The sequence below is a fragment of the Melioribacteraceae bacterium 4301-Me genome (assembly GCA_041538185.1).
Taxonomy (GTDB): domain Bacteria; phylum Bacteroidota; class Ignavibacteria; order Ignavibacteriales; family Melioribacteraceae; genus Pyranulibacter; species Pyranulibacter aquaticus.
The window spans coordinates 142732-169318 of sequence record JBGORM010000002.1 but is presented as its reverse complement, the minus strand read 5'-3'; the positions used below and the strand labels follow the sequence as shown (position 1 = coordinate 169318).

The following is a 26587-nucleotide window of genomic DNA, read 5'->3' as shown; positions in this document are numbered from 1 at the left end:
ATTATTGTTATAGAATAATTTTTAACCTCACATTTATTGGATTTACTGAAGATAACTATTGCACAATTACTTTATCTTAATCAGCAAGTTTGATAATTAAGCTTGCTAAAAAGCAACTTCTTTTTTCAATTAAGTTAAATTAAGTTATTTATTATTTGTGACTTTCAGAATCCAATCGCCAATAATTTTAAGAGCAGCCGGGGAAAATGTTTCCTCTATTTTAGCGTATTCAGTGGGACTCCCTGTGTCGCAATTCTGAAATAAATGATTAAGTCCAGGTAATTCTTTCACCTCAAAATGTTTGTTGCCACCTGAAGTCAAAGCCTTTTCAATTTCAGTTAGGTTTGCCTTAGCAGAGACTTGTAAATCTTTGCTGCCATTTAATGCTAGTACAGGAACAAAAATAGACTCGAGAGCTGGTCTCGGATCGTACTTTAGGAAAAATCTGAACCATGGACTCATAATTACTTTAATCATTTGTTTTCTGCCTTCTTCAGAAAACTGAACCATTCCTTTCTTTTCGGATGGCAATGTATTTACGTAATCATTCAATACTTTATTTAGCTTTTCAACGGCCTTATCTGAATCTGGTTCGCTCAGAACAATGTCATACATTTTTTCATTGATCCTAAAATTCTCTTCAATTGTCTTTTCATCTACACCTTGAGCTTGAGCTATTAATTTTTGCTGCATCAATAAAATATCCTTACCAGGCAAACCTGGACTTGCAAGCAAAACAATAAATGAAATATCGTTAGAACTTGATGCGATCATTGATGCAATTAGTCCACCTTCGCTATGTCCAATTAAACCTATTTTTTTGGGGTTAACTTCTTTTCTTGACTTCAAATATTCAACAGCTGAAAGAGCATCTTGAGCAAGCTCTGCAGTGGTTGCAGCAGAATAATTTCCTTGTGATTTACCAACACCACGGTCATCAAACCTTAATACTGCAATTCCATTGCGAGTAAGATAATCTGCTATAACTAAAAAAGGTTTATGATTAAAAATAGTCTCATCTCTGTCTTGAGGCCCAGACCCGCTAATTAAAACAACAGCTGGGAAAGATGAACCTGATTTAGGAAAAGTAAAACTTCCGGCAAGTGTTATATTAGCTTGCTTATTTTGAAAACTAACCTCCTCCTCGTTATACGGGTAAGGTTTTTGTGGAAGTTGCGGCCTTTTCGGTTTTTCTATTTCATCCACTTTTTTAAAGTTTAATTCTACAGTAAAAGGACCTTGCTTCCAAAATCCTCTTATAATGTTGCTGTCAGAAACTATTTTGCCGGAATAAATTCCATTGACAAGCGGGACTTTGAATCTCAGGCTGTCAGTTCCCAAATAAAAATCAGAAGTCGGTAAATCACCTGTCCCCTGTTCAACACTTTCCATTACAGCATTAAGTTTTCCTTCTTTCTCCTTGAATACCTTTAAGTTAATAGTAAGCTCCTGACCTCCATTTTTAATTATACCCTGCCAGTAACTGATATACTTGTTTTGTTCTTGTGCATACAACATTACAGAAGCAAATAGAAGAATTGAACTCAAAAAAGTATTAACACATAAGCATTTAATTATTGATTTCATTTTTGATATCACCTACTAATAATTATATATAATTTTCAGTTTTATTTAGTATAAGTTAATTCAATTAAAGGGATTCCATAGCAGGCGTCAGGTTCATCAATACCCAATAAATTTGAAATTGTAGGAGCAATATCAACAACGAAGACTTGTTTACTAACTGTCATTGAAGGAACATTCCAACCAAAAAAAATAAGCGGCACATGTGTATCGTAATTATAGCTTGTGCCATGTGTTGCAGCATTGCCAAATTTATTTTTATCGCCGCTAAAATAATCTGGTCTGAGTTCCAAAATTATATCTCCTGACCGAACTGGATTAAACCCGTTTAGAACAAAATTATTTTTATTTCTTGATGGGATTTCTTTTTCTAAAACATCTGATGTAAACACTCTAATTACCTCTGGGAAATTTTCCCTAACAAAATCAGCGATATTATGAATTACTTCATTCTTATTCAGTTTCATCCTGTTAATAAGTTCGTGATTGAGAAAAATCTGGTTATTAGAATAATTCTCAATTAAGTTTTTATTACCGAATGTATTTCCAACAAAAAAACTTAGAGAGTCAATAAAGGAACGTGTATTTAAAAAGCCCGTAGGTAATTTTTCTTCTTCAAGAAAATCAATTGATTCAGCTACGCCATGATCAGCTGTAAGAAAAAGTAAGTAATTTCCTTTACCTACATATTTATCAAACGTATTGAGAAGCTCTGCAATTTGTCTATCTAACTTTACATAAGTATCTTCTACCTCTAACGAATTAGGTCCATATTTATGACCGATATAATCTGTCGACGAAAAACTAACAGCTAAAAAGTCGGTAAATTTATTTTGTCCAATTTTTTCATTTTGAATAAGCTCTTGCACAAACTTTAATAACAACTCATTCCCGAAAGGGGTAATTTCCAACAATTGATACTTATTTTCTGATGGAACATTTTCAAATGAATGCGGGAAATTTGTGTTTTCTTCATTAAATACATTTAATTTTTTTGATTTATCATTATTAGTTAAATATTTCTCCTTTGCAAAGGAAAGCTCCCATTTTTCTGCAACAAACTTTTCAGCCAGCTTTTTGTTATTGAAATCAATTACCCACTGTGGCAATGACTTCATATAATAAGAAGAGGAAACAAAATTTCCAGATGAATCATCATACCAATAAGCGGCGTCTGCTAAATGTCCACCCGACAAAACAGCCGCACGGTCCTTTAAGGATACAGAAAAAACGCGGGCTTTATTATTAGTCACAATTTTTAATTGGTCTGTAATTGTAGTTGCCATTAATTTATTTGGGCTAGCAGCTTTTTTAGCATTGGATCCAACAACTGAATAAGATTTACTTTCCACCGAACTAATCATTTTTTTGGTTGTTTTGTCATACCAATCATTAGCAATTATTCCATGGTAGTATGGAGTAGTGCCAGTATAAATTGATGCATGACCTGGGGCAGTGTACGTAGGCACGTAATTAAAATGTGCGAATGTAAAATTACAACCATTACGTTCTAATCTCTTAAATCCGTCTTCACCAAAAAGCGGTTCAAATCTCTTCAAATAGTCATATCGCATTTGGTCTATTACAATGCCCACTACCAATTTGGGTCTGGGGCTATGCTGCGCTGATAAAATTGTAAACGCAAGTAAGAAACTGGTAAGTATTTTAAAGAATTGTTTCATGGTAAATCTCTGTTTTTTAAACAATGATTAACTGCTGCACAAAAATACAAAAATGAATTTGTTAAAGCAGTTAAGAAATTATTAAGATTCTCTTATAAAAGTTTTTCTGTTGAGTTATGTAGAAAAAATCAAATATTTATCGAGTTTGTATTTTGGCCGACAGGCTAAAGCTTTCTTTAGCTATGGCTGCATTCCATTAACCTTAATCTTAATAAAAAATTACCATGTAACACTTCACATATTTTTGTTGGACAAAAAAATTATTAATTATTTTAGGACACTTAATTTAATTCAAAAGTTAGTGAAACATAAAAGCAAAATATTTTTTATCGCATTAATGCTACTTAACATTGCTGCTTTTACATTTTTGCATTTGAATTTGACCTGCTTAAAAATAATCCAATCGTATTTAATAGTGTTTATTTCTACCTCAATAATTTATTTATTAATGAGCATTATAATTCTGAGGTACGAAATAAGTCGTAGTCTCCTTTATTTTTCCATAATTGTTGGCTTACTAATACGCCTCAGCTTTATAAGTACTATGCCCATTGGTTCTGACGATGTTTACAGATATATGTGGGATGGGAAAGTTCAAGCTCACGGAATAAATCCATATTTATATACACCCGACAACAGCAAATTAAACTACCTTCATTCTGAATTATTACCAGCATCAATAAATTTTAAGAATCTTAAAACTGTTTACTTCCCTCTTAGTCAATGGTTTTTTTTAGTTGCATATTCTGTAAGCGGGGAAAGTATATGGGGATATAAATTACTTCTTTTTATCTGTGAACTGTTTACAATTATTGTCTTATTAAAATTGATTAACTCATTCGAACTAAAAAATAAGTTAGTTCTATTTTATGCTTTATGTCCACTTCCTATAATTCAATTTGCTGTTGATTCACATCTTGATGGCTTTGGTCTTCCGCTTTTAATTTTATCGATATTCTTTTATGCTAAAAACAAAAAGATTATAGCCTTAATTTTTCTCGGCTTGTCACTTTCGATTAAGCCTGTTGGTTTAATGCTCATCCCCATTTTATTTTTAAATGAAAAGAAATGGTACGATAGAATAAAAGCTGTTCTGATACCGAGTGCAGTACTTTTTGTTCAATTCTTACCATACATGTTTACCGCTAATCCTTTTGAAGGTCTGTTTATTTTTGCTGAAAATTGGACTTTCAATGGCAGTGCATTTCAAATTATAAACTACTTTATAAATAACAATCAAGTTAGCAGAATAATTAGTGGATTTTTACTGTTATTATCAGTTTTGCCAATTTACTTAGGAAAATTAAATTTCAACGCAAAAATTTACTATGCAGTATTACTGCTTTTAATATTTTCACCCGTTGTACACCCATGGTATATAACTTGGTTAGCTGTTTTGCTGCCAATTTATCCGGCTGTAAGTGGTGTATTGTTTGCATCTCTCAGCAGTCTCACAGCTGTTACAATTATGAATTATCAATTATATGGAATTTGGAAGGACTACTGGCAAGTACTTACAGTCGAGTATACACCTGTTATTATTTTTCTAATTATAGAATTAATCAAGCTGCATCAAAAAATGGAATTACCAATAACGAACCTTTTTAGAAAAGTATAATTTATTTTTCAAAGCATTCAGAAAAGGATGGTAGATTTAATTTCTTCTAAGTCAAATTCTGTTTAATATTTTGTCAATTACCCAATTAGTTGCTGCTGCTGTTTCACCTGTACTAGGAGATTTACCATTTCCTAAAAGTTCATCAACAATATTTTGGATTAAAGGCTGCTGAATGTGAGGAGGATGTTGAATCATGAAAGTTTTTGTACCATTTTCTGTAATCAAAACCACTGGTTCATTTGAAAATGTAGAGAATGTAATTTTTCCTCTTGTTCCAATTATTTCTACCTTATCTTCATTTTTAAGTGCATTAAAACACCAACTGCCAGTTCCTTCCACTCCACTTTTAAATTCGAACACAGCACTAACAAAGTCCTCAGCTTTATAACGCCCACTTTGATTTTTAAATAACCCTTTAGCAACTGTAATCTTATCAAAATAATATTGCAATAAATCTAATGTGTGAGAGGCAAGGTCACAAAAATATCCGCAGCCTGCTATTTCAGGTATTACTCGCCAATTTTGTGGGTCTTTGTCGAACGACGTAGGCTGTCTATATAATTTAACATCAACAAAAAGAACCTTGCCTAATTGATTATCTTCAATTATTGATTTTACTTTTAGAAATCTTGGTAGTGAACGACGATAGTAAGCAACAAATAAAGGAACATCTGCTTTTTCACAAGCATTAATCATTTCCTCACATTCTGCATAATTCATTGCCATTGGCTTTTCGACATATACCGGCTTACCTGCTTGAGCAACTTTCAAAGTATAATATTTATGAGTTGATGGAGGAGTTGCAATGTAAACTGCATTTACATCATTATCATTAATTAATTTATCTGCATGGTCGTACCATTTAGGAACATTGTGGCGTTTCGCATAATCTTTAGCAAGTTCACCGTTGCGACGCATAACTGCTACTAATTCAGAGTTAGTTGCTTTCTGAAAAGCAGGACCACTTTTTACTTCGGTTACATTACCGCAGCCAATTATTCCCCATTTTACTGAATCCATTTTTTGCCTGTTTTAAAAAATTAGAAACAACAACTTAGACTAAATTACAACTTGTAATTCTAAGTTGTAAAAAAGTAGAACAAACTTTAGTCTGTTTACATATAATTATTTCAGAATTCGTTTTGAGGCTGAATAATTCGAACAGTTCTTGCTATCAAAAATTAGATAATTAACTTAAGACAAAAAATTATTTGGTAAGAGCTTCTCCGCAGCATTTTTTGTATTTCTTACCGCTACCGCACGGACAGTCATCATTTCTTCCAACATTGAAAGATGGAAATCCTTTTTCTTTTTCGATTGCCCATTCTATTACATTTGCGGGCGGTCTTTTATTTCTTAGCTCATTTGCCATAAATCTCATATACGGAGCTGCGTGATTAAAAAATAATTTATAGCCAACACATAAATAATTTAACCCATTTTCTCCTTCTGGCGTTTTAATAAATCTATGTTTCGGGCACTCTCCGTTACAGGCGAACCTCACTTCGCACTCAAGACAATATTTAGGTAGTGTATCTCTTTTGTCAATACCAAACTGTTTTTGCTGTGGTGAATCAACGAGTGATGCTAAATTGGTTTCTATAATATTTCCAAGTTGGTTTTCTGGATAAACATAATGATCACATGAAAACAAATCACCATTATGTTCAATTGCTAATGCAGTGCCGCATGTTTCTCTAAAAACACAAAGAGACTGCATCATGCCGTACCAACTTTCGAGAGCAACATCAAATATTTGCACAAAATATTTCCCAACATCTTTTTTCACCCATTCATCAAAAATTGCAGTTAAAAATTTTCCATACTGTAGCGGCTCAACAGACCATTCAGTCACCTCAGCAATTCCATTGTAATCAGGAGAAATTAATTCTAAATCTTTTTCACTGCGTGAAACTGCTTTTCTTTCCACTATAGGAATAAACTGAATAAATCTACTACCAATTTCTTTTAAGAAAGTATAAACTTCTAAGGGATAGTAAGAATTTTTTCGGGTTACGCATGTTAAAGTATTGAATTCAACTTTATGTTTCTTTAGATAATTTAAGCCTGTCATCACTTTGCTAAAACTTGGTTGACCTCCTTTATAAACTCGGTAATAATCATGCATTCCTTCAGGACCATCAATTGATATTCCAATTAAAAAATTATTTTCTGCAAAAAACTCGCACCAATTGTCATTGAGTGTTACCCCGTTTGTCTGTAGTGAGTTGAGAATTTTCTTGCCATTAGAATATTTCTTCTGTAATTCAACAACCTTTTTGAAAAAATTCAAGCCAAGTAAAGTCGGTTCGCCCCCTTGCCACGTGAAATTTATTTCAGGTACTGCTTGAGTCTCAATATATTGCTTAATAAAAGATTCAAGCACATTATCTGTCATAGCCCAATTCTTATTGCCCAAATAAAGTTTTTCTTTCTCTAAATAAAAACAATATTTGCAGTCCAAATTGCATATCGGACCATTTGGTTTTGCTATAACATGAAATGCTTCTGAATATTTCATCTTTGTCCTAAACTAATCTTGCCACGAAGTGGTGAATTCTCATTTTATTGGACTTAATCTCAACATTACTACATCATGTGCCGGAACTACTTCAGTGAAATCTTTATTCGTTCTACCTATATCTTTCTTCACCCATAAATCTCTTATCTTATATGTCGTAGTCTTAAAATCAGCTACTTTATTAAAAACAGAATCCACTATTCTATGTTCACGCCATGCAAAATTAATATCGATTGGATTAGTAGTACGATTCAAAAAACAAACAGCCCAGTTATCGTCCTTTAAAGGCTTAAACCAAATTTCAAGTCCATCTTCTTCAGAATATCTAAATCCTTGTATCCCAAGTGAATCTTGGTCTACACTTATAACTTCTTTGTTAGTTAAAATTTCTTTTGTCTCATCTGTCATATTCGATAAATCGTTTCCGGCAATTAATGGAGCAGCAAGCATACACCACATTGAAAAATGAGCTCTGTCTTCATTGACTGACATACCGTTTCCTACTTCAAGCATATCGGGGTCGTTCCAGTGATCTGGTCCAGAGTAAATACGCAGTCCTACTTCCCTATCGATTATTTGCATAATACCCCATGCTTCCCATGACCCATGGTCAACAATACAATCAAAGCAAGGAGTAATATCCGGAGCAGTTCGCCAAAGGTGTCCGACATCTTTTGCCCATTCCCATGGTTTGTTTTTACCCCATTCACATATACTGAAGACAACTGGTCTTTTAGCTGCGTATAATGCATTCCGCATTGTTAAGTAGGCTTCTTCAGCATTCAATCCTTTTGTATTGCACCAATCATATTTAAGAAAGTCCACGCCCCATTCTGCATATTTTATTGCATCCTGAAATTCATAACCGCGGCTGCCTGGTCTCTCTTCGCAAGTTTTCCACCCAGCGTCAGAATAAATTCCAAGTTTTAATCCTTTGGAATGCACATAATCGGCAATGGCCTTAATTCCAGATGGAAAACGATTAGGGTCTGGATGTATGAATCCAAGGCTATCGCGCTCTCCTTCCCAGCAATCATCAATTATAATATATTGGTAACCCACATCTTTCATTCCGCTTGCAACCATTGCATCTGCCATTTTCTTAATAAGTTCTTCATTTGTATTGCAGCCAAATTTATTCCAACCCTCCCATCCCATTGGAGGAGTTAATGCAAGCTTTTCAAATTTTTGTGCAAATATTGTCCAAGTTACCATTAAAAATACCGTTAAAAATTTTTTCATAGTTTCCTCAGTTAATATTATTTAAAACATTAAACCATTTGGTTTTGCTATAACATGAAATGCTTCTGAATATTTCATCTTTGTCCTAAACTAATCTTGCCACGAAGTGGTGAATTCTCATTTTATTGGACTTAATCTCAACATTACTACATCATGTGCCGGAACTACTTCAGTGAAATCTTTATTCGTTCTACCTATATCTTTCTTCACCCATAAATCTCTTATCTTATATGTCGTAGTCTTAAAATCAGCTACTTTATTAAAAACAGAATCCACTATTCTATGTTCACGCCATGCAAAATTAATATCGATTGGATTAGTAGTACGATTCAAAAAACAAACAGCCCAGTTATCGTCCTTTAAAGGCTTAAACCAAATTTCAAGTCCATCTTCTTCAGAATATCTAAATCCTTGTATCCCAAGTGAATCTTGGTCTACACTTATAACTTCTTTGTTAGTTAAAATTTCTTTTGTCTCATCTGTCATATTCGATAAATCGTTTCCGGCAATTAATGGAGCAGCAAGCATACACCACATTGAAAAATGAGCTCTGTCTTCATTGACTGACATACCGTTTCCTACTTCAAGCATATCGGGGTCGTTCCAGTGATCTGGTCCAGAGTAAATACGCAGTCCTGCTTCCCTATCAAGAATTTGTAATATACCAAGTGAGCCGTCTTTTAAATCACAATCAAAACAAGCAATAATATCTGGTGTGGTTCGCCAAAGATGTCCGACATCTTTTGCCCATTCCCATGGTTTGTTTTTACCCCATTCGCATATACTAAACACAATTGGTCTTCCTGCAGCTTGTAATGCATTTCGCATTGTTATATAAGCTTCTTTAGCATTAAGCTTGCCTGTATTACACCAATCATATTTCAAATAATCAACACCCCATTTTGCATAAGTTAAGGCATCTTGGTATTCATGGCCTCTGCTGCCAGGTTTACTTTGACATGTTTCCCAACCAGCATCTGAATATATCCCAAATTTTAATCCTTTGGAATGGATGTAATCGGCGAGTGCTTTAATTCCGGAAGGAAATCGATTTGGGTCTGGATGTATGAATCCAAGGCTATCGCGGTAACCATGCCAACAGTCATCAATAACAATGTATTGATAGCCGGCATCTTTCATTCCACTTGCAACCATTGCATCTGCCATTTGGCGGATAAGGTCCTCGCTCACATTACAGCCAAATTTATTCCAACTATTCCATCCCATTGGTGGTGTTTTTGCAAGCCCTTCGAATTTTTGGGCAAAAATGTACATCGATAAAAAGAAAAAAACTACTAATAGTTTTTTCATAATGCTTAAACTCCTGTAGTATTTTTGATCATGCTTTTGCCTTAACAAAAATATTATAAAAAAGTTATCAACATACTTAATTTATTTTTATCATAAATTTATCGTCCAAAATCACTTTTCAATCTTGAAAGAAAATCCTCCAAGATTTTCTATTTGCAAATTAACAGTATCGCCGACTTTTGCAATAAATGATTTACCAGTGCCAGATGAGATAATGTCACCCGGGGAAAGCGTCATAACCTTTGAAAGATCGCTAACAATTTTCTCTGGGCTATACAATAAATTGGATGTGTTATCTTCGTAATTTATTATGTTCTTCCCTTCTCCATTCGTGATTTGTAAAAATGTTTTTTTGTTCTGCCAGTCAACTTTTTTATAAATGAAAGGACCGTATGGTTCAAAGCCATCACATGCTTTTAATCCAAGTCCTAAAGCATTTTCATCAGCATCCTGTGGTTCATTGTTAATTCTATGAAAAGATGATTGATTACCCATAACATCGCATCCTACTGTATAGCCAAAAATTGCTTCTTTTGCATCAATTTCATTTCCATTTTTTATTTTCTTCCCAATTATTATAATCATTTCCACTTCAACTTTAACTTCGTCTAATGATAAAGGTAAAACAATATCATTACCCGGAATGCCAGCAGCATTTGGTGGTTTAATAAACCAGCGAACAGTTTTAGGTGGATTTTTGCCTTCCCAGCTTTGTTTGTACGATTTAATTAATCCAACAATTGTTCGTGGATTAGTAGGATTTAATAACTTTACTTTTTCTTTTTGAATTGGATTATTACTCTTTTGAAAATTATTCCATGGTTCTGTGTTCAAAGCAAAAATGCTGTCGCCTTCAACTAATCCATAATAAATTTTATCTTTGTAAATGAAGCGGCAGAATTTTTGCGGCTGAGAAAAAATGTTACTCATAAGTAAATTCCAAATTATTAATACACAAATTTTCCCTTTCATAAAAACAATCTCCAATATCTTCAACGTTAAATAAAGAATCACAAAGTTGTACTAAGTATCACACAAAGCATAAATTTTTACTGCAATTTAAATATTGTCAAATAAGGTAATAAGGTTAACCGAATTTAGTTTAAGCATGTTACTAAGGTTAAAAGACAAAGTAAGGTCTTGGGTGGTTACATCTTTTAAAAGATAAAAGATATTAAAGAACAAAAACCTTATTCATTGAAGAACCCTTAGTAACTCTTGATAAACACAAATAGGTTGACCTTATTTGCTTATTTCAAAATTTCATAAATATCGTTACCAGTTAAATTTGTCATAGGTTACTATAAATACGAACTAACTTTAATTATACAATTTAATTTTACCATGGCATTTTTCTTTTAGTAAAATTTCTACCAATATCAGCTGATTCTTTTTTTCCACCCGCACAAATTTTTACACCTTTTTGAATTTGTTTAATCACATTATCAGGCAATACATTATCAAGAAAAGCGAGTCCATTTTTTTTGCATTCGGATAAAACCTTATCACCAGCCGCAACTACTTCAGGTGGAATAGGAGGATCGGCTCTGCCTTCAAGATAGCCATAAGTTAAACCCATATCTCGGGGACCATGCTCGGCAAAACAGATACCGGGCACTTTCAAAGTCTGTTCACAATTTCTTAATGCAGTTGTATCTTCAATTTTAACTCCAACCATCAATTCGCCATTTGGATTCAACGGCCACACATCAGCCTTTTTCAAGTAAGTTGTATCGTCAACGCCCCAAACCCAAGCCGCAAATTTTTGACTGCCGTAGCCTCTATACCCTACTCCTAACACATCAGCACCTTGTTTATGTATTGGGTAACGTATAGCTTGAATTAATTTTTCTATTGCCTCAGGGTTTCTTACTCTTGCAAGCTCAACGCCATGGACACCTTGAGCTAATGCTTGCTCATACATCCACGCACCAGCTTCAACCACATCACCATTTAAGCCTAATAAAGGCAGGCTCACAATTACAGTTGGAGTTCTATGCCCACTCGGAGTTGGCCCACCATCAACAAGTCCACGCATAAATTCTCTAAGTGCTTTAAAATCAAGCGGGCTGTGTTCCATATTGTACATAATATAATCTGCCCAAGTCTTTGCTAGTTTTTTACCTTCTTCGTAACCACCAGTTGCATTTATATAATAAATAGGTTGCCCTTCTTCAAGCAGTTCGATGCATTTGTTTATTCGCTTTGGCTTATAGTTTTCGTCAATATATCTTACTTGGGCTTGTATTATAAGTAAAGGAATCAATAACAAAAGTAATAACAGATCTCTTCTTACAACTCTTTTTGAAATCATGGCACCTCCTTTTATTTGGTATTAAGTGTATATGTTGGGAGTACTTGAATTTGTGTAACGCCAGAAAAATTTCCCCAGATTTGTAAAGTGTTATCTTTGTAAGATTTTACTATACTCCATTTATCATCAGATTTAACAATTCTTCCGATAAGATTAGGAATAGAATTGTTGTTAACTATTAATTCAGAATAATTTTTGTCTTTTACGAAGTAAGCTGAATATACTAGTAGAAGCAATCCATCATCTTTAAATTCTGGAGTTAATTTTTGATTACCATTAAAACTATCAGCATCAAGCAAGTTATTATTTTGAACATCAGCAATTGTTTGGTCTAAAACAAAATCAGCCCAAATAATATTATTTTTAATTAGACTTTTGCCCAAACTTTCCTTTGTTTCAATCACAAGCATTTTATCTAAAATTATATTATCGGTTATTTCAGTTTCACTTCGTTGAAAATATATTCCATTGTTTTGTGCTACAACATTTTTTGAAAATTTGCCTCGACTTTCCATGGTGAATCGCATAGCACCGGAATTCATTGAAGGATTTCTATTACCAATAAAAGTATTGTTTTCAATTATCACGTAAAATTTATCTTTAGGCGGATATGTGTCTAATGGTTTATCATATCGATGCTCCTGTCCACCCACAAACAAAGCGCCTGCATCGTCACCAGATTCATTATCAACAAAAATATTATTTCTGATAACTGGTGAACTCCATAAAGCAACAAAAAGAGCACCGGCGTCGTTATTGGAATGAGATGAATTGCTTAAGAAGATGTTCCCTTCGATTAAGCCTTTAGACCAGCGAAAAATTGAAACAGCACCGCCATCGCTGCTTCTCATTGGATCATCTAAACCTGTTTGATTTCTATAAAAAACATTATCAATAATTTTAGGATTACATTGATTATCGAATGCACAGGCTCCGCCGCGGCCACATTCTGTTTTGTTTTCAATGAATAAATTATTTTTAATTATTGGTGATGCCCCATCCTTCCCATAAATTGCACCGCCATCATTAGCTGTTTCATGCCAATATTTTGGTTTCCAATTCAAAGGTTTTAATGACATATCATCAATAAAAAAATTATTTGTTATCATAGGGGAGGTCCCTTCACAATAAATTGCAGCACCTTTACCTCTATATCTTGCACCTCTAATTATAAAGCCATCGATCGTTGTGCTATTTTCAGCAATTATTAATCTACCTTCTTTATCATTTGTTAAAACAGTTTCATACTTATCAATGTCTCGTTCCCAAGTTTTGGGGTTAAATCCACCAAAAAGATGTACATATTTAATTAAGTAAATAGTTTCTTCAGTATAAATTCCTTGTGAAACAAGTACGGCAGCTTGGGAATTTTCAGACAAATTATTTAAACTTTCCAGTGCAGCTTTTATGGCGCCAAATGGATATTGTTTTGTGCCATTTTGCAGATTGCTTTCATTAATTTTTGATACATAAACTATCTTTGAAAATTTTGATAAATCGAGTCGCTGTGTTTTTGGATGTATATCGTTATTTAATCTCCACCCTGCTTGCTCAAATAAACTCCGTTTAGAATTTGAACAAGACAAAGCAAGTATAAATAATGCAACTAGTAAAAAAGCAGTTCCAATTTTTTGCATAAAAGACATTTAACCATTTCTCCTTTTTAATTTTTTCACTTTTTATATACACAGTTAAGTTTTTTCATTTTATAAAAGAAATTGAGTCGCTTAACTCGAATCAATAGCAAATCAAAGATAAATTCTTTCTCTTCAATTGCATTATTTCTTGATAAATTGCATTGAATACAACTTAGTTCCTCTCATCCTAAATACAAGTTGAACAACTTTCCCTTCTAGTGAAGAAACGTCCCGCGAAGCGGTCGATCCCGACTTCCCCTTATTAAGCCATTCAACTTCATGTTCAACTGCATTGTCATTTATATAAACACAATCGTCAACTGAAAAACCTTTGATAGGGTTACCATTTTCATCAAGAAAGCCAACTTGTGCATATCCTGTAGCCCCAGTATTTATATTTAGGACTAATCTATTGCCCTTAAAAATCAATGGTTTTGTTTTTATAATTCCATACTTATCGTATGGTGAGTCAGCAGAGATAAAACCATCAATTCTTTGAATAGTACGATAAACCGCTATTAAAGAATCCAAATTTTGATATGAAGAATGATACTCGGGGTTCCCTAAAAAATATTGCCAGATTTCATTTCCCATTTTAATCATCCCAACTGCAATATACACTTGATGGACATCGACCCCATCATAGTTGCCAATACCTATATAAGCTGGGCGATAAAAGCGTTTCCAGTTAATTCCATCACGACTAACAGCAATTTGTGTTTCAACTGGACCTGAACCGAGTCTCTTTTCCGGACTCGATAGAATTTTTCTAGTTAACGGTCCATCATCTTCATAATGAAAATAGGTAATAGGGAAGGCAAAATAAGTATCTGGTGCCCATTGATACTTTTGGGCTTTTGTTACATAAATATCTGTACCCACAGGATCTGCACTATCGGGATCAAAAGTATGAGGGAGCTCTAATCCAAAGCCACCTGGAGTTAAAGGTCCATTATCCAGCCACCATGGCAATGGTTCACGAAGTCTTTTTATCTTAGCTGAGTCCAAATAATCTTTTTGTGAGAGCGGATTGTATTTCCAACTGGTGTAAAGATCTTTTGTTTCAGTGAGACTACTGCTCCGTTGAGTTGCACCACTAGGTGTACTAAATATACCTGTTCTGTGATAACCTACATATTCTTGTGTTTGGTCATTATAAAACGTACAAGATTGTGTACCGGATCTAAACGGAAGAACTGCTTCTTTATGACGCGTCCAATTAAATCCATCAGGAGAAGTATACAAATAAATTCCTCTGTTATTATAACCAGTAATTAATTTCCATTTTGCTTCAGGTGGTCCGTTAGGATCGATGAAAGGATTTCCGAGTCCACCAACCTCTTCTTTTATTGTGATATTTTTTAATCCTTTATATTCACCATTTCCCAAATCAGGTATTTGCCAATGTATTCCATCTTTAGAAGTGCGAACACCTAAAAAATCATTTACTTCACCATAGTACATTCTTATTAATCCATTTTCATCTTCCACAACAGTCAAGTGTTTCCTAAATTGTCCTTTTATATTATTAATTACTCTTCCTCCAAACTTAGGCGGATTAACGTTGAACGTTATATTTTTAATTTCTTCTGCAATAGCATCATCAATGAAAAGATATTTCCTGCTTCCCAATTCAATCGGTATTTTATTTTTTGACTTATCATCAAATAAAAGAGGCAAGCCTTTTACGAGTTCAATTTTCTTTTTTGTGCCATTATACTGCGGAGAAAAACTCTTAGGAGGGGTAAAATTTTTTACATAAACTATACCTTCAGAAAATCTCAGCTCGTCAATCTTCCCCTGTAAAGGATGTTTCCATAAGCCATCTCGACCGATACTCATGTAATCTTCATTACCTTCATTAAGACCCTTTAACACACACTTTTCGGGTAATTTTTGAAGTTTTCCATCGACATAGTGCATCAATTGTTTTTGCTTAGCTGAATAAACAAATGCAAAATGGTGCCACTGTTTTAAATAAGGATTTAATGCCTTTGCATCGGAAGGGATAACTAATCTTACATTAGCAGGCTGATTAATTAAAATAAAATTTGCAAGAAGTGAATCAAGGATTAACTGAGTCACATTATTGTTTTCGCCTCTCGGGCCTTCTCCTATTTCAAATACTACGCCGTATTTACCATTTTTTTTGTTAGGACAAAACCAAAACTCTATTGTCCAATCAAAATTGCCAATGTTCAATTTTGTTTTTGTTGGCTGCTTAAAAGAAACTTCTTTTCTTAAATGTTTTTCACCACTTGTCATTAAAGCACAAAAATTAGCATTGTACCAAGTCATTGGTTCTACTGTTCTTCCATTAGGAACAGGAAGCTTCTGCAATCCATATTCTGCTTTGCCTTCAGGAATTTTTATTGGTGGATGGGGAATTGGTTCTAGTGCATTTCCAAATTTGCCGGGAACTATTTGTCCTCCTAAACCAAGTACAAGAGGATAATCGTTTTCAGAAATATCATCTATCACGCTGCTTGGGTATAACCCAATTTGAGCATCAAATAACCATAAGACTGTAGTTTTTGTTTTTTCGTTTGTTATTTCTATATCTTTTTGATCAACTTCAACTTGCGAAATAGTAATTTTAGTAGTTATAAAAACTATTATAAATAACAAACAAATATTTCTTTTCACCATAACCTCCTTATGGTTTATTTTACATTTCCTGATATGATGCAGCTTAAACTTTCAGAATCGTGAAAATAATTCACCTTTTGTCACTCCATGTGAACTTTGAGCGACTTTGTGTTAGTTTTTTGTTTCACTAAGCTTCACAAACAATTTTTTGTTCTACCTCGCTTAATTGCATTATCATTTCTTGATAAATTGCATTGAATACAACTTAGTTCCTCTCATCCTAAATACAAGTTGAACAACTTTCCCTTCTAGTGAAGAAACGTCCCGCGAAGCGGTCGATCCCGACTTCCCCTTATTAAGCCATTCAACTTCATGTTCAACTGCATTGTCATTTATATAAACACAATCGTCAACTGAAAAACCTTTGATAGGGTTACCATTTTCATCAAGAAAGCCAACTTGTGCATATCCTGTACCTGAAGTATTAATATTTAATACAAGTCGATTTCCTTTAAAAACAAGCGGCTTGGTAATAAGTATTCCTTCTTTATCATAAGGACTATCTGCTGAAACAAAACCATCAAGTCTTTGCACAACACGGTAAACGGCACGCTTTCTATCGGCTTTTTCCCAACTTGAATGATATTTTTCATCACCAAAGAAATACTGCCATATTTCATCGCCACGACGAATTAATCCTACCGCGATATAAGCTTGCTTAATATCATCGCCATCATATTTGCCAATGGGAATGTAAGTGGGACGCGGATAGCGTTTCCAATTTATACCGTCGCGGCTTACTTCAAGCTGCATATCTGTTACGCCACCTCCCATACCTCTTTTTTCATCAGCCAATGTTAATCTTGTTGGCAAAGTTTCCCCTTCATAATGGAAGTACATAACCGGGAAAGCTAAATAAACATCTGGAGCCCATTCATATTTAACTGCTTTTGGTACATAAATATCAGTGCCTGAAGGGTCTAAAGTATCAATCGGTTTAAATATTCGAGGATACTCAAAACCAAATCCTCCCGGAGTTAAAGGGCCATTATCAAGATACCAAGGAAATAACTTGTGAGTTCTTTGTGTTTTGGAAATTTCTATTTGTTGTTTTTGAGTTAATGGCTTAAATGGCCAAGGTCTATAAAGGTCATTAGTTACAGTCATTATCTCGCTTCTTTCTGTTTCGCCAGCCGATGTTGCCCACAAATCAGAACGATGGTAAGAAACATATTCTTGCTTTTGATCATCATAAAAAATATTGCTTTGGGAACCGGATCTAAAAGGCAAAACAGCAGTCTTTATTCTTCTGAAATTGTAGCCATCTGATGAAGTATATAAATATATCCCTCTTCTATGGTAGTCACTTATATATTTCCATTTTTCATTTGTTGGTGCGTTAGGGTCAATAAATACCATCCCCATACCTACTGGTTCAGGCAAAACTATATTTTTTCTGCCATCGTATTCCCCATTATGCAAATCCGGTGCAGTAAAGTTTTTGCCATCTTTGGAAATCCAAACTGCCAAGTAATCATTTTCTACTGCGGTATACAATCTTATCAGACCAGAATCATCCTCCACAACATTAAGATGTTTTCTAAATCCGCCTTTAATATTATCAATAACTCTATCTGCGTAGCACGGAGGATTTACATTAAATGTTACATTTTTCATCGACTGAACAATTGCATCATCAATAAATAAATACTTGCGGTCCATCAATTTAACAGGAATATCATTCTTGTGTTTTTCGTCAAAGAGTAAGGGAGGTCCTTTTTTTAATGATTCTTTAGCGTACGTTCCATTATAAAGTGGTGAAAAACTTTTTGGCGGAACAAAATTAGTTTTGTAAACCTGACCTTCGGAAAATCTTAACTCATCTATTTTCCCCTGAAGTGGATTTTCCCATAATCCATCTCTTCCAATACTCATATAAGCTTCTTCACCAAACGGCAGAGCTTCAATGATTGATTTTGGAGGAAGCGTTTGCAATTTACCATCTATAAAATGTTTCATTTGATGTTCTTTTGAATCATAAACAAAAGCTAAATGGTGCCAGTTGCCGTCTTTAATTAACAAATTATTTGTAGGAATAGTTAGACTTGTGCTTGTTGGTTTATTTATCAGCAAAAATGATTTAAGATCTTTTTTTAAAATTAATTTAGTTACGTTATCATTATCCCCGCGCGGTCCTTGCCCAATCTCAAACACTACACCATCTTGATTTGTACTTTCTGCCATTTGAAACCAAAATTCTACGGTCCAATCAAAATTGCCAAGATTTAGTTTTGTTTTAGTAACATTTGCAAAACCCACCTCGCTTCTGAGATGTTTTTCACCGCTTGTCATTAAGGCACAAAAATTTGCATTATACCATGTCAATGGCAGGGTTTTTCTGCCCGGCAATGGATTCATTGGCACTAAGCCAAAAAGAATATTACCGGTAATTGGATATTCTGCTTTAGGCTGCTCGATTGGTTGAAGTGCATTGCCAAATTTGCCTGGGACAATCATTCCACCTGGACCAATAACCAAAGGGTAATCATTATCTGATATATCACTTATTACCGAGCTTGGGTAAATACCTTGTTGTTCATCAAAAGTGTATAATGCTATCGTCTGTGAAATAATTGTTTGATAAGAGACAAAAAAAATTATCAGTAAAAACATTTTACTAAAAGGAATTTTCATTTTGACTCCCAGTGAATTTGTTTATCTTCTTTTTCAAAACTTTTTATAAAAAATTCTCCATTTTGATTTGCTTCAATTAAATAGCCTGCAATAGGCTTTTTTTCTCCAAATGTTGTGGTTTCGTAAACTTTTACTTTGTTAAATAAAATATCATCATTCCACATGTGGCCATGACCAACAAAAATTCCTTTAACTTGATTCTTATATTCCCTAAGAATTGAGAAAAATTCTGGCTCTTTCTCTTCAGTAATTAAATCTTTAGGCTTGCACCAAATCCTGAAGTGGTCTGTTTTAATCGGATGATGAAAAAATAAGAAAGCGGGTTTACCATCTGATAGTTCCTTTTTAAGCATTTTCATTTGAACATCATCAAAAAAACGATTTAGATATCTTCCCCGCATACTGTTAAGAATAATAAATTTCCACCCATCATACACAAATGAGTAAAACGGTTTTAGACTAGCAGAATTTTCCCATAGTATTTCCATTGTGTCTATTTCATGCTGACTAAAAGGCGCATCCGAATCTTTATCTCTGTCTATTTTGTAATCATGATTTCCCAATGCAATGTAATATGGAATATTAAGCTTACTTACTATTGAAATAAATTTTAATGACCTATTGTTCGATACATCATTCGGTTTATTTCTATCAGCAAAGTAGCTTGATACATTATCACCTGTAAAAACAATAAAACAAGCATTACCATATATTTTATTGTTTACTTCTCCAATAAATTGCTTAAGTTTTGCATCACGAATTGTATCGCTGCTTATATGCACATCTGATATAACAATAAAGCTAAACTTGTCTTGCTGAGCATAAACTTTTATTGAGAACAAGAATGAAAAAAACAGAATACTAACAATGAATGATATTTTATTTATTGATTTCATTTATTAACCTTAGTAATTACTTAATTATATCAAGAATTTAACTTATTATTCGGAACCAAGTATATATTAGTTCAGATTAAGTGAATTATAATAAAATCAGTAGAGTTACTAAACTATATTCTTAAGTATAGTGAGTAGCAAAAAATCAACATAAAAAACAAAATGAAAAAAATAACTCTGTTTTTCATAACCCCATCCTCATTATCAATGACTAAAACTTTTGCTCTTTTTTAAATATTATTTTATAGCCTTTTATTTTTCATATAGATTTTTTCTTGAAGAAAGACAGTTATAAATTTCTTCAAAACATATTGTCAATTCTGTCAAACAAAAATTAATTTCAGAAAAAAGATAAATATTATTCCAGTTATTCCCTGTAAGAGAGTTGCTGTAGTATGTGTTTTCAACGCTATTGATGTATCCATATTTGAAAATTGAGATACTACCCAGAAATAACTATCGTTCAAATGAGAAACTGTCATTGAACCAGCGCCTATTGCAAGCACAACAAGAGCTTTTGCAATCGGCGAGGCAAGTCCTAACATGTTTAATAAAGGAACCATAATCGCAGCAGTTGTAATCAAAGCAACAGTCGATGAGCCTTGAGCAGATTTAAGTACAGCAGCGATTAAAAATGGGAAAAAAATGCCAATTGGCCAATTCGATAAGCTACTGGAAACTGTATCTCCCAAATTAGCAGCACGCAGAACATTGCCAAATGCACCGCCAGCTCCGGTTATCAAAATAATCGTTCCAGCTTCTTTCAATCCAATTGAAACCCAGCTAAAATTACTTTCTTTTATTTTCTTATCTTTTAAGAAAAAAGACAACACCACGCCAATTAATAATGCAACAACTGGATGACCAAAGAAATCTATAAATTCCTTTAAAAAATTTTGTCCAAAAGGGTGAGTGGGATAATCCGCTATTGACTTCAGAGAAATAAAAATAATTGGAACTAATAGAGGAGCAAAAGCTGAACTTGCCTTTGGTAAAATTTTCTTCTCTTCTGTTAATTTATTTTCAAGATCTATGTGATATTTCCGACAAAAATATTTTGCCCAAAAATATCCGGCTGCTGTAGTAGGAACAGCAACTATCAAACCCAAGATTAAAACCAAACCAATGTCCGCACCTAAAGTAGCCGCAGCAGCTAAAGGTCCTGGTGTAGGTGGTACAAAAACATGTGTGGCATAAAGTCCAGTTGCTAAAGCAATCGATAATGTAACGAGTGACGCTCCAGTTTTTTTACTTAACGCTTTGGTTAAAGGTGAAAGGATTACAAATCCCGAATCGCAGAAGACTGGAATAGACACAATGAAACCTGTAATGCTCATTGCCAAAATAGACTTTTTTTCACCTATCTTTTTTAAGACAAACTCAGCTACTGATTGCGCACCGCCGCTCTTTTCCAAAAAAGTTCCAATAATCGTTCCAGAAGCAATAACAATCCCTATGCTCGATAATGTAGAACCGAAACCATCAGTAATTCTTTTTATCACTTCATTTGTACCTAAACCAGCTGCATAACCCATAACTAATCCAGCAAGTAACAAAACTAGAAATGGGTGAATTTTACCCTTAGAAATGCTTATAGTTATAAAAAAAATTACAATGACAAGGAAAACCAAAATCATTTTTCATTCTTTCTTTTTTCTGCGAAGTCTAATTCACAATCCGTATTAATTTTTATTGCTTTCGATTATTACGCATTTTTTCCCACCAAGCATAAATTGTTAAGTCACTATGTGGTACATCAGATTTAAAGAAAAAGCTTGCAAAGTACCCAACAACAATTATAATTAAGTGAGTATAAACGCCCAGCATATAGCTATGATGTCTAAAATTCCACTCACCTAAATCTAAAACTCTGCTACCGTTTATTTTTGTCGATGTCAATACAGCATAAGCCGTAAACAATATACAAACTACAATCGCAGTATAAAGTCCATGCTTATTAGCATGTCTGCTAAATATTCCAAGTAAAAAGATACCTGCAATACCACCGGAAAAAATAGCATAAAGACCGAAGACAATACCTAAAACGCCTTCGCTTCCTGTAAAAACATAAAGCGAAGCAATTAAAAGTGCAGCGATGCCAGAAATTAAAATAATTATTCTACCGAATCTTAATCTCTGTGAATCAGAACTTTGAGGTTTGAAACGCGCGTAATAATCATCGACAGCTATTGCTGATAAACAATTCAAATCTGCATCGAGACTTGATATAGCAGCGGCCAAAAGTGCTGATAAAACAAGCCCCGTAACTCCAGGAGGAAGCCTAGTCATAATAAAATACGGAAACACCGCATCGGGGTTAATGTTAGCTGGAAGTGTCTCACCAGATAAATTATAATAGGAATAAAGTGCAGTTCCAATAAACATAAACAAAGCCCAGACTGGCAAACTCAAAAAGACGCCGGTTAAAGCTGCTTTAATTGCGCCTTTCTCAGTTTTTGTTGTTAAATATCGCTGTACAATTGTTTGATCGGTACCATATTTTTGGATGCCATAAAAAATTCCATTAAAAACCATTACAATAAAAGTCAGTTTGGTCAAGTCCCAGTCATAAGGACCAAAACCAATCTTATCATGTTCAACGGCATAATTAATAATTGCTGCAGGTCCGCCATTAACACTAAAAAGAATTATTATAATACTGATTAGGCCGCCGCCAATAAGCATAAAACCTTGCAGAACATCCAGCCATACAATAGCTTCCATACCTCCTTTCAAAGCAATATAAATTATTACAAAACCAACTACCCATATTATTAAATAAGTGTTAACGCCTGTCATACTACTAAGAGCTAAGGCCAGTAAGAAAAAGACACTACCCATTTTACTAAAGTGAGTAAGGGTAAAAGCAGCAGAGCTGTAAAATCTTGCAAAAGGACCAAATCTCTTTTCAAAATATTCATACGCACTTATTCCTATAACCTTACGGTAAAGAGGCACTACAAACCAAACCAAGCCAGATAGAACAACAACCACCATAATTGCTTGTACAAGTAAAATCCAATTGGATTTAAATCCCTCTCCTGGATAAGCTAAAAAGGTAATGCTGCTGATTAATGTAGCAAGTATAGAAATGCCAACAGCCCAAGGTGGTAAATTTCTGCCGCCCGCATAATATGCGTCGGTGCTTGTCTGTTTTTTTGAAAAATATTTGCCGTAAAAAAGTGCTATAAACAAAGTTATAACAATCACTATATAGTCGAGGTAGTGCAAAGTATGATTATTCATCAGCAGCTCCATTCGTTATTGTTAAAATGAATGCCAAATAAGAGTCAATCGAACTTCCAAATTTCATCGGGCCACAGATAACTACCAGGTTTAATTGTAAGATGGAAATTTGGTCTGTTATCCACTTTCATCCTAATTACACCGGGTGCAATTTCTTGACACGGCAAAAATTTACTCATATTTAATTGTTTAGAAATAGCATAGACAGTAGCTCCACCATCAATGAACAACTCATCCACTTCTACTTTGTCAATAACCTCTTCAACAAGCTTTGCTATTTCTATGCGTAGACGTCTTGCAAAGTCAGGTTTTTTAACAACTGGTTGATTTATTTCCACTATAACTTTAGAATTACTTTTAAATGCATTAATAGTATCCTTTACCCATTCTTTAAAATGTTTCTCTTTAGGCGGTCTATCATAGAACACATCATCCGGCATCTCGCATACTTTAGCACCTTTCATTTTTGCTTCTTCGACAGCAATGCGTCCCTGAGAAAATGCACTTCCACATATAAACAAAAATTTCTTTCCAAATTTTATTTTTTGATTTGCAGTATGAACTTGATTGAAGCCCTTTACTTTTAACAGAGATGAAAAAAAGCCAGATGCACCTGCTGGAATTATATCTTGATTTACTTTTTCTGCCCAATAATCCAAATCATTAATGGAAGATACTTCGGCAATTGCTACGCCATTTACGATAGCATCATTTTTTTTTGTAACTAAATAGGCTTGTAGACCATTTATATCACCAAGTATCTCCAGAACATTAGATGTTAATAATGAATACTCCGGGTCGTCAGCAAAACCAGTTAAATGCACAGGTGTATTATTAATATAATATGTACCATTTTTAATTAGCCGGCCATAAGCAGGATTGGACGGCACTAATAAAACTTTATCCTTATTGGTAGCTTCTAACATTGCTTTGAGTTCTGTCAATACATGACCCCTTAAAACAGAATCTGTTTTTTTGTAAATCCACAAAACATTAGATTTAATTAACTCTTCTGTAATCCTTTTAACTTCATTGTATGCTTTTTCGGAAGTCATTGATCTCGTATCAGTCGCAATAATCAAAAGCTCAGCATCCGAATTTTCAATTCCGTTTGAATCAATTTCCACTCTTAAACCATATCTTAGACCCAATCCTGCTAATTCAGCTGCCCCAGTAAAATCATCGGCAATAACAGCAATCATAATTTTTACTCATATTTAATCAATAATAGAAAATTTAATTAGAATTTTTAGCCATAGCTGCAGCATAGGAAATTGCATTAAGCAGACTTTCTTCAGTAGCGGTTCCTTTACCCGCTTGGTCAAATGCAGTACCATGATCTACAGATACTCTGATGATTGGCAAACCGACAGTTATGTTTACACCGCTTACTGAGTCCCATTTCTGTTTTTTTTCGTTCCAACTAAATCCAAGTAATTTTAATGGAATATGACCTTGGTCGTGATACATTGCAACCACTATATCATACGAACCACCTTTTAATTTTGGGAAAATTGTGTCGCCTGCAAACGGTCCTTCTACATTAATTCCAATTTTCTTTGCAGCTTTTACAGCTGGAATTATTTCTTTTTGCTCTTCCCAGCCGAATAAACCACCGTCACTTGCATGTGGATTTAAACCAGCTACTCCTATTCTTGGTGATTTAATGCCAAGTTTTCGACAAGCTTCGTCTGCAAGTTTAATAACCTCAAATACTCTTTTCTTTTTGATTAAATCACACGCACTTCTTAAAGAGATATGAGTAGTAACATGTATTACTCTCATGTTCCCTTCAACAAGAAGCATTGCATAGTTTTTTGTTTTTGTGTAATAGCCAAAAATTTCGGTGTGACCCGAAAAATTGTGCCCTGCCAAGTTAAGCGCTTCCTTGTGTATTGGACCAGTTACAACAGCATCAATTTTTTTATCAAGTGCTAATTGTATGGCAGTCTTTACAGATTCAAATGCTGCGTTACCCGCCATTGCTGAGACTTTACCAAGCTTTAGTTTTTTTACATCCACGTTATTTAAATCATACACATTCATAGTCCCAAAGCTAAATTTTGCATCATCTACGCTCTTAATTGAATTGATTTTAACCTTGCTTTTAAGAAAAGAAACTGCATTTGCTAAAACAGATGAATCTCCAATCACAATTGGTTTGCAAATCTTATGAATGCTTTTGTGTGAAAATGCTTTTACGGTAATTTCAGGACCAATACCAGCCGGGTCACCCATTGTAATTCCAATAATCGACTGCCCATCCCTAACTCTTCCCAAAGGGAGGGGTTTTTTTAATTCTTCTTTTGCCATTAGTAAATCCTTATTCTTTCTTTTAGCTGTTCAATGTTTTTAATAATTATTTTCTCTTCTTCGTCTGTCAATCTTGTTAATGGAAAAAGCATGTGAGGTTCACATAAATCAAAAAATTTCATAATAATTTTTGCAGCAGCTAAAGACTGGCCGAGTGTTCTATCTTTTTGATATACTTTTGCTAATTCATCAGTTTCAAGTTGTAATCTTTCTGCGTTTTTTAAGTCCCCCCTTCTCACCGAATCATACATTTCTTTAAACATGCCAGGGGCAAAGTTCCCCGTACTTGGTACTAAACCATCCGAACCTTTTGATAACGAGTAAAAACTTTTTGCACCCCAACCAACCATGTGAGAAAAATCTTTTCTGTCTTTAAACATCTCAATAGCTTTGTCAAACCGTTCAATGTCCCGCTCCGAATCTTTAAGTCCCACAATATTTGGATGGTGGCTCAATTTTTCTACAACATCTAAAGGTATTGAATGGTGTGTAGTCTGAGGAATATTATAAAGTAGAATTGGCCTTGGCGAATTTTCTGCAAGAGTTTCAAAATATTTCATAATTTGGTTGGTTGTAAGCTGATAATAACCCGGTAGCAAGACTACAATGAAATCAGCTCCTAAATCTGAATATATCTTAGCGTTTTCAATATTTTCTTTGACGCAATTACTCCCTACGCTCACGTAAATTTTCGTTTTACCAGCGTAATTTTTTCCTACATAATCAATTAATTTTTTTCGTTCATTATTGCTAATGGAAGGTCCTTCTCCAGTAGTTCCAAGTAAAAACGGATGAACATTCTTTTCAATAAAGTTATCGATTATTTTTTTGCACGAGTGTAAATCTACTTCTCCATTTTCGTTAAAGGGTGTAAGCATTGGTACTGCTATTCCAGAAACTGTTTTTTCTTTTAGCATTTTGTGTTCATTCCTGTGAAAAT

General features: G+C 34.1%; 18 protein-coding genes. 1 reads left to right on the top strand and 17 read right to left on the bottom strand.

Annotated elements, in window-relative coordinates; genetic code table 11:
* Positions 1-144 precede the first annotated feature (144 nt).
* Together ABRY23_04165 and ABRY23_04160 are read right to left on the bottom strand one after the other, a co-directional pair.
* Entirely contained in the window at positions 145-1587 is a 1443-nt protein-coding gene (locus ABRY23_04165; protein ID MFA3782240.1) for an alpha/beta hydrolase family protein, read from the bottom strand.
* A 41-nt stretch (positions 1588-1628) separates the two neighbouring features.
* Positions 1629-3266 carry an alkaline phosphatase family protein gene (locus ABRY23_04160; GenBank protein ID MFA3782239.1) on the bottom strand — a complete coding sequence of 546 codons (1638 nt, stop codon included), beginning with the start codon at positions 3264-3266 and terminating at the stop codon, positions 1629-1631.
* Between the two features lie 448 nt (positions 3267-3714).
* Here ABRY23_04160 and ABRY23_04155 point away from each other — a divergent pair, with 448 nt between their 5' ends.
* Positions 3715-4884, top strand: a complete 1170-nt coding sequence (locus ABRY23_04155; protein ID MFA3782238.1) for a hypothetical protein — start codon at positions 3715-3717, stop codon at positions 4882-4884.
* Positions 4885-4935: 51 nt separating this feature from the next.
* On the opposite strand, the gene ABRY23_04150 is transcribed toward ABRY23_04155, so the two are convergent.
* The 15 genes from ABRY23_04150 to ABRY23_04080 form a co-directional block, all read right to left on the bottom strand.
* Positions 4936-5904: a Gfo/Idh/MocA family protein gene (locus ABRY23_04150; protein MFA3782237.1), complete on the bottom strand. Its 969-nt coding sequence runs from the start codon at positions 5902-5904 to the stop codon at positions 4936-4938.
* A 187-nt stretch (positions 5905-6091) separates the two neighbouring features.
* A complete protein-coding gene (locus ABRY23_04145) occupies positions 6092-7405 on the bottom strand; it encodes an anaerobic sulfatase-maturation protein (GenBank protein ID MFA3782236.1) in 1314 nt (437 codons plus the stop codon).
* Between the two features lie 39 nt (positions 7406-7444).
* Complete coding sequence (locus ABRY23_04140; GenBank protein ID MFA3782235.1) at positions 7445-8647, bottom strand: glycoside hydrolase family 27 protein; 1203 nt, start codon at positions 8645-8647, stop codon at positions 7445-7447.
* Between the two features lie 117 nt (positions 8648-8764).
* On the bottom strand, positions 8765-9958 hold the full coding sequence (locus ABRY23_04135; protein ID MFA3782234.1) for a glycoside hydrolase family 27 protein: 1194 nt from the start codon (positions 9956-9958) through the stop codon (positions 8765-8767).
* A gap of 111 nt (positions 9959-10069) precedes the next feature.
* Complete coding sequence (locus tag ABRY23_04130) at positions 10070-10888, bottom strand: fumarylacetoacetate hydrolase family protein (GenBank protein MFA3782233.1); 819 nt, start codon at positions 10886-10888, stop codon at positions 10070-10072.
* A 409-nt stretch (positions 10889-11297) separates the two neighbouring features.
* Positions 11298-12272, bottom strand: coding sequence for an aldolase/citrate lyase family protein (locus ABRY23_04125; GenBank protein ID MFA3782232.1), 975 nt, complete (start codon positions 12270-12272; stop codon positions 11298-11300).
* A gap of 11 nt (positions 12273-12283) precedes the next feature.
* Entirely contained in the window at positions 12284-13918 is a 1635-nt protein-coding gene (locus ABRY23_04120) for a right-handed parallel beta-helix repeat-containing protein (GenBank protein MFA3782231.1), read from the bottom strand.
* Positions 13919-14050: 132 nt separating this feature from the next.
* Positions 14051-16558: a LamG-like jellyroll fold domain-containing protein gene (locus ABRY23_04115; protein ID MFA3782230.1), complete on the bottom strand. Its 2508-nt coding sequence runs from the start codon at positions 16556-16558 to the stop codon at positions 14051-14053.
* A gap of 174 nt (positions 16559-16732) precedes the next feature.
* Positions 16733-19192 carry a LamG-like jellyroll fold domain-containing protein gene (locus ABRY23_04110; protein ID MFA3782229.1) on the bottom strand — a complete coding sequence of 820 codons (2460 nt, stop codon included), beginning with the start codon at positions 19190-19192 and terminating at the stop codon, positions 16733-16735.
* Entirely contained in the window at positions 19189-20088 is a 900-nt protein-coding gene (locus ABRY23_04105) for a metallophosphoesterase (protein ID MFA3782228.1), read from the bottom strand. Before ABRY23_04105 ends, ABRY23_04110 begins: the two co-directional genes overlap by 4 nt.
* 323 nt (positions 20089-20411) lie before the next feature.
* Complete coding sequence (locus ABRY23_04100) at positions 20412-21725, bottom strand: GntP family permease (GenBank protein MFA3782227.1); 1314 nt, start codon at positions 21723-21725, stop codon at positions 20412-20414.
* Between the two features lie 52 nt (positions 21726-21777).
* A complete protein-coding gene (locus ABRY23_04095; protein MFA3782226.1) occupies positions 21778-23334 on the bottom strand; it encodes a sodium:solute symporter in 1557 nt (518 codons plus the stop codon).
* Positions 23335-23378: 44 nt separating this feature from the next.
* On the bottom strand, positions 23379-24536 hold the full coding sequence (locus ABRY23_04090; protein MFA3782225.1) for a four-carbon acid sugar kinase family protein: 1158 nt from the start codon (positions 24534-24536) through the stop codon (positions 23379-23381).
* Between the two features lie 34 nt (positions 24537-24570).
* Positions 24571-25572, bottom strand: a complete 1002-nt coding sequence (pdxA, locus tag ABRY23_04085; GenBank protein MFA3782224.1) for a 4-hydroxythreonine-4-phosphate dehydrogenase PdxA — start codon at positions 25570-25572, stop codon at positions 24571-24573.
* A gap of 74 nt (positions 25573-25646) precedes the next feature.
* Positions 25647-26564 carry a dihydrodipicolinate synthase family protein gene (locus ABRY23_04080; GenBank protein ID MFA3782223.1) on the bottom strand — a complete coding sequence of 306 codons (918 nt, stop codon included), beginning with the start codon at positions 26562-26564 and terminating at the stop codon, positions 25647-25649.
* Positions 26565-26587: the final 23 nt, after the last annotated feature.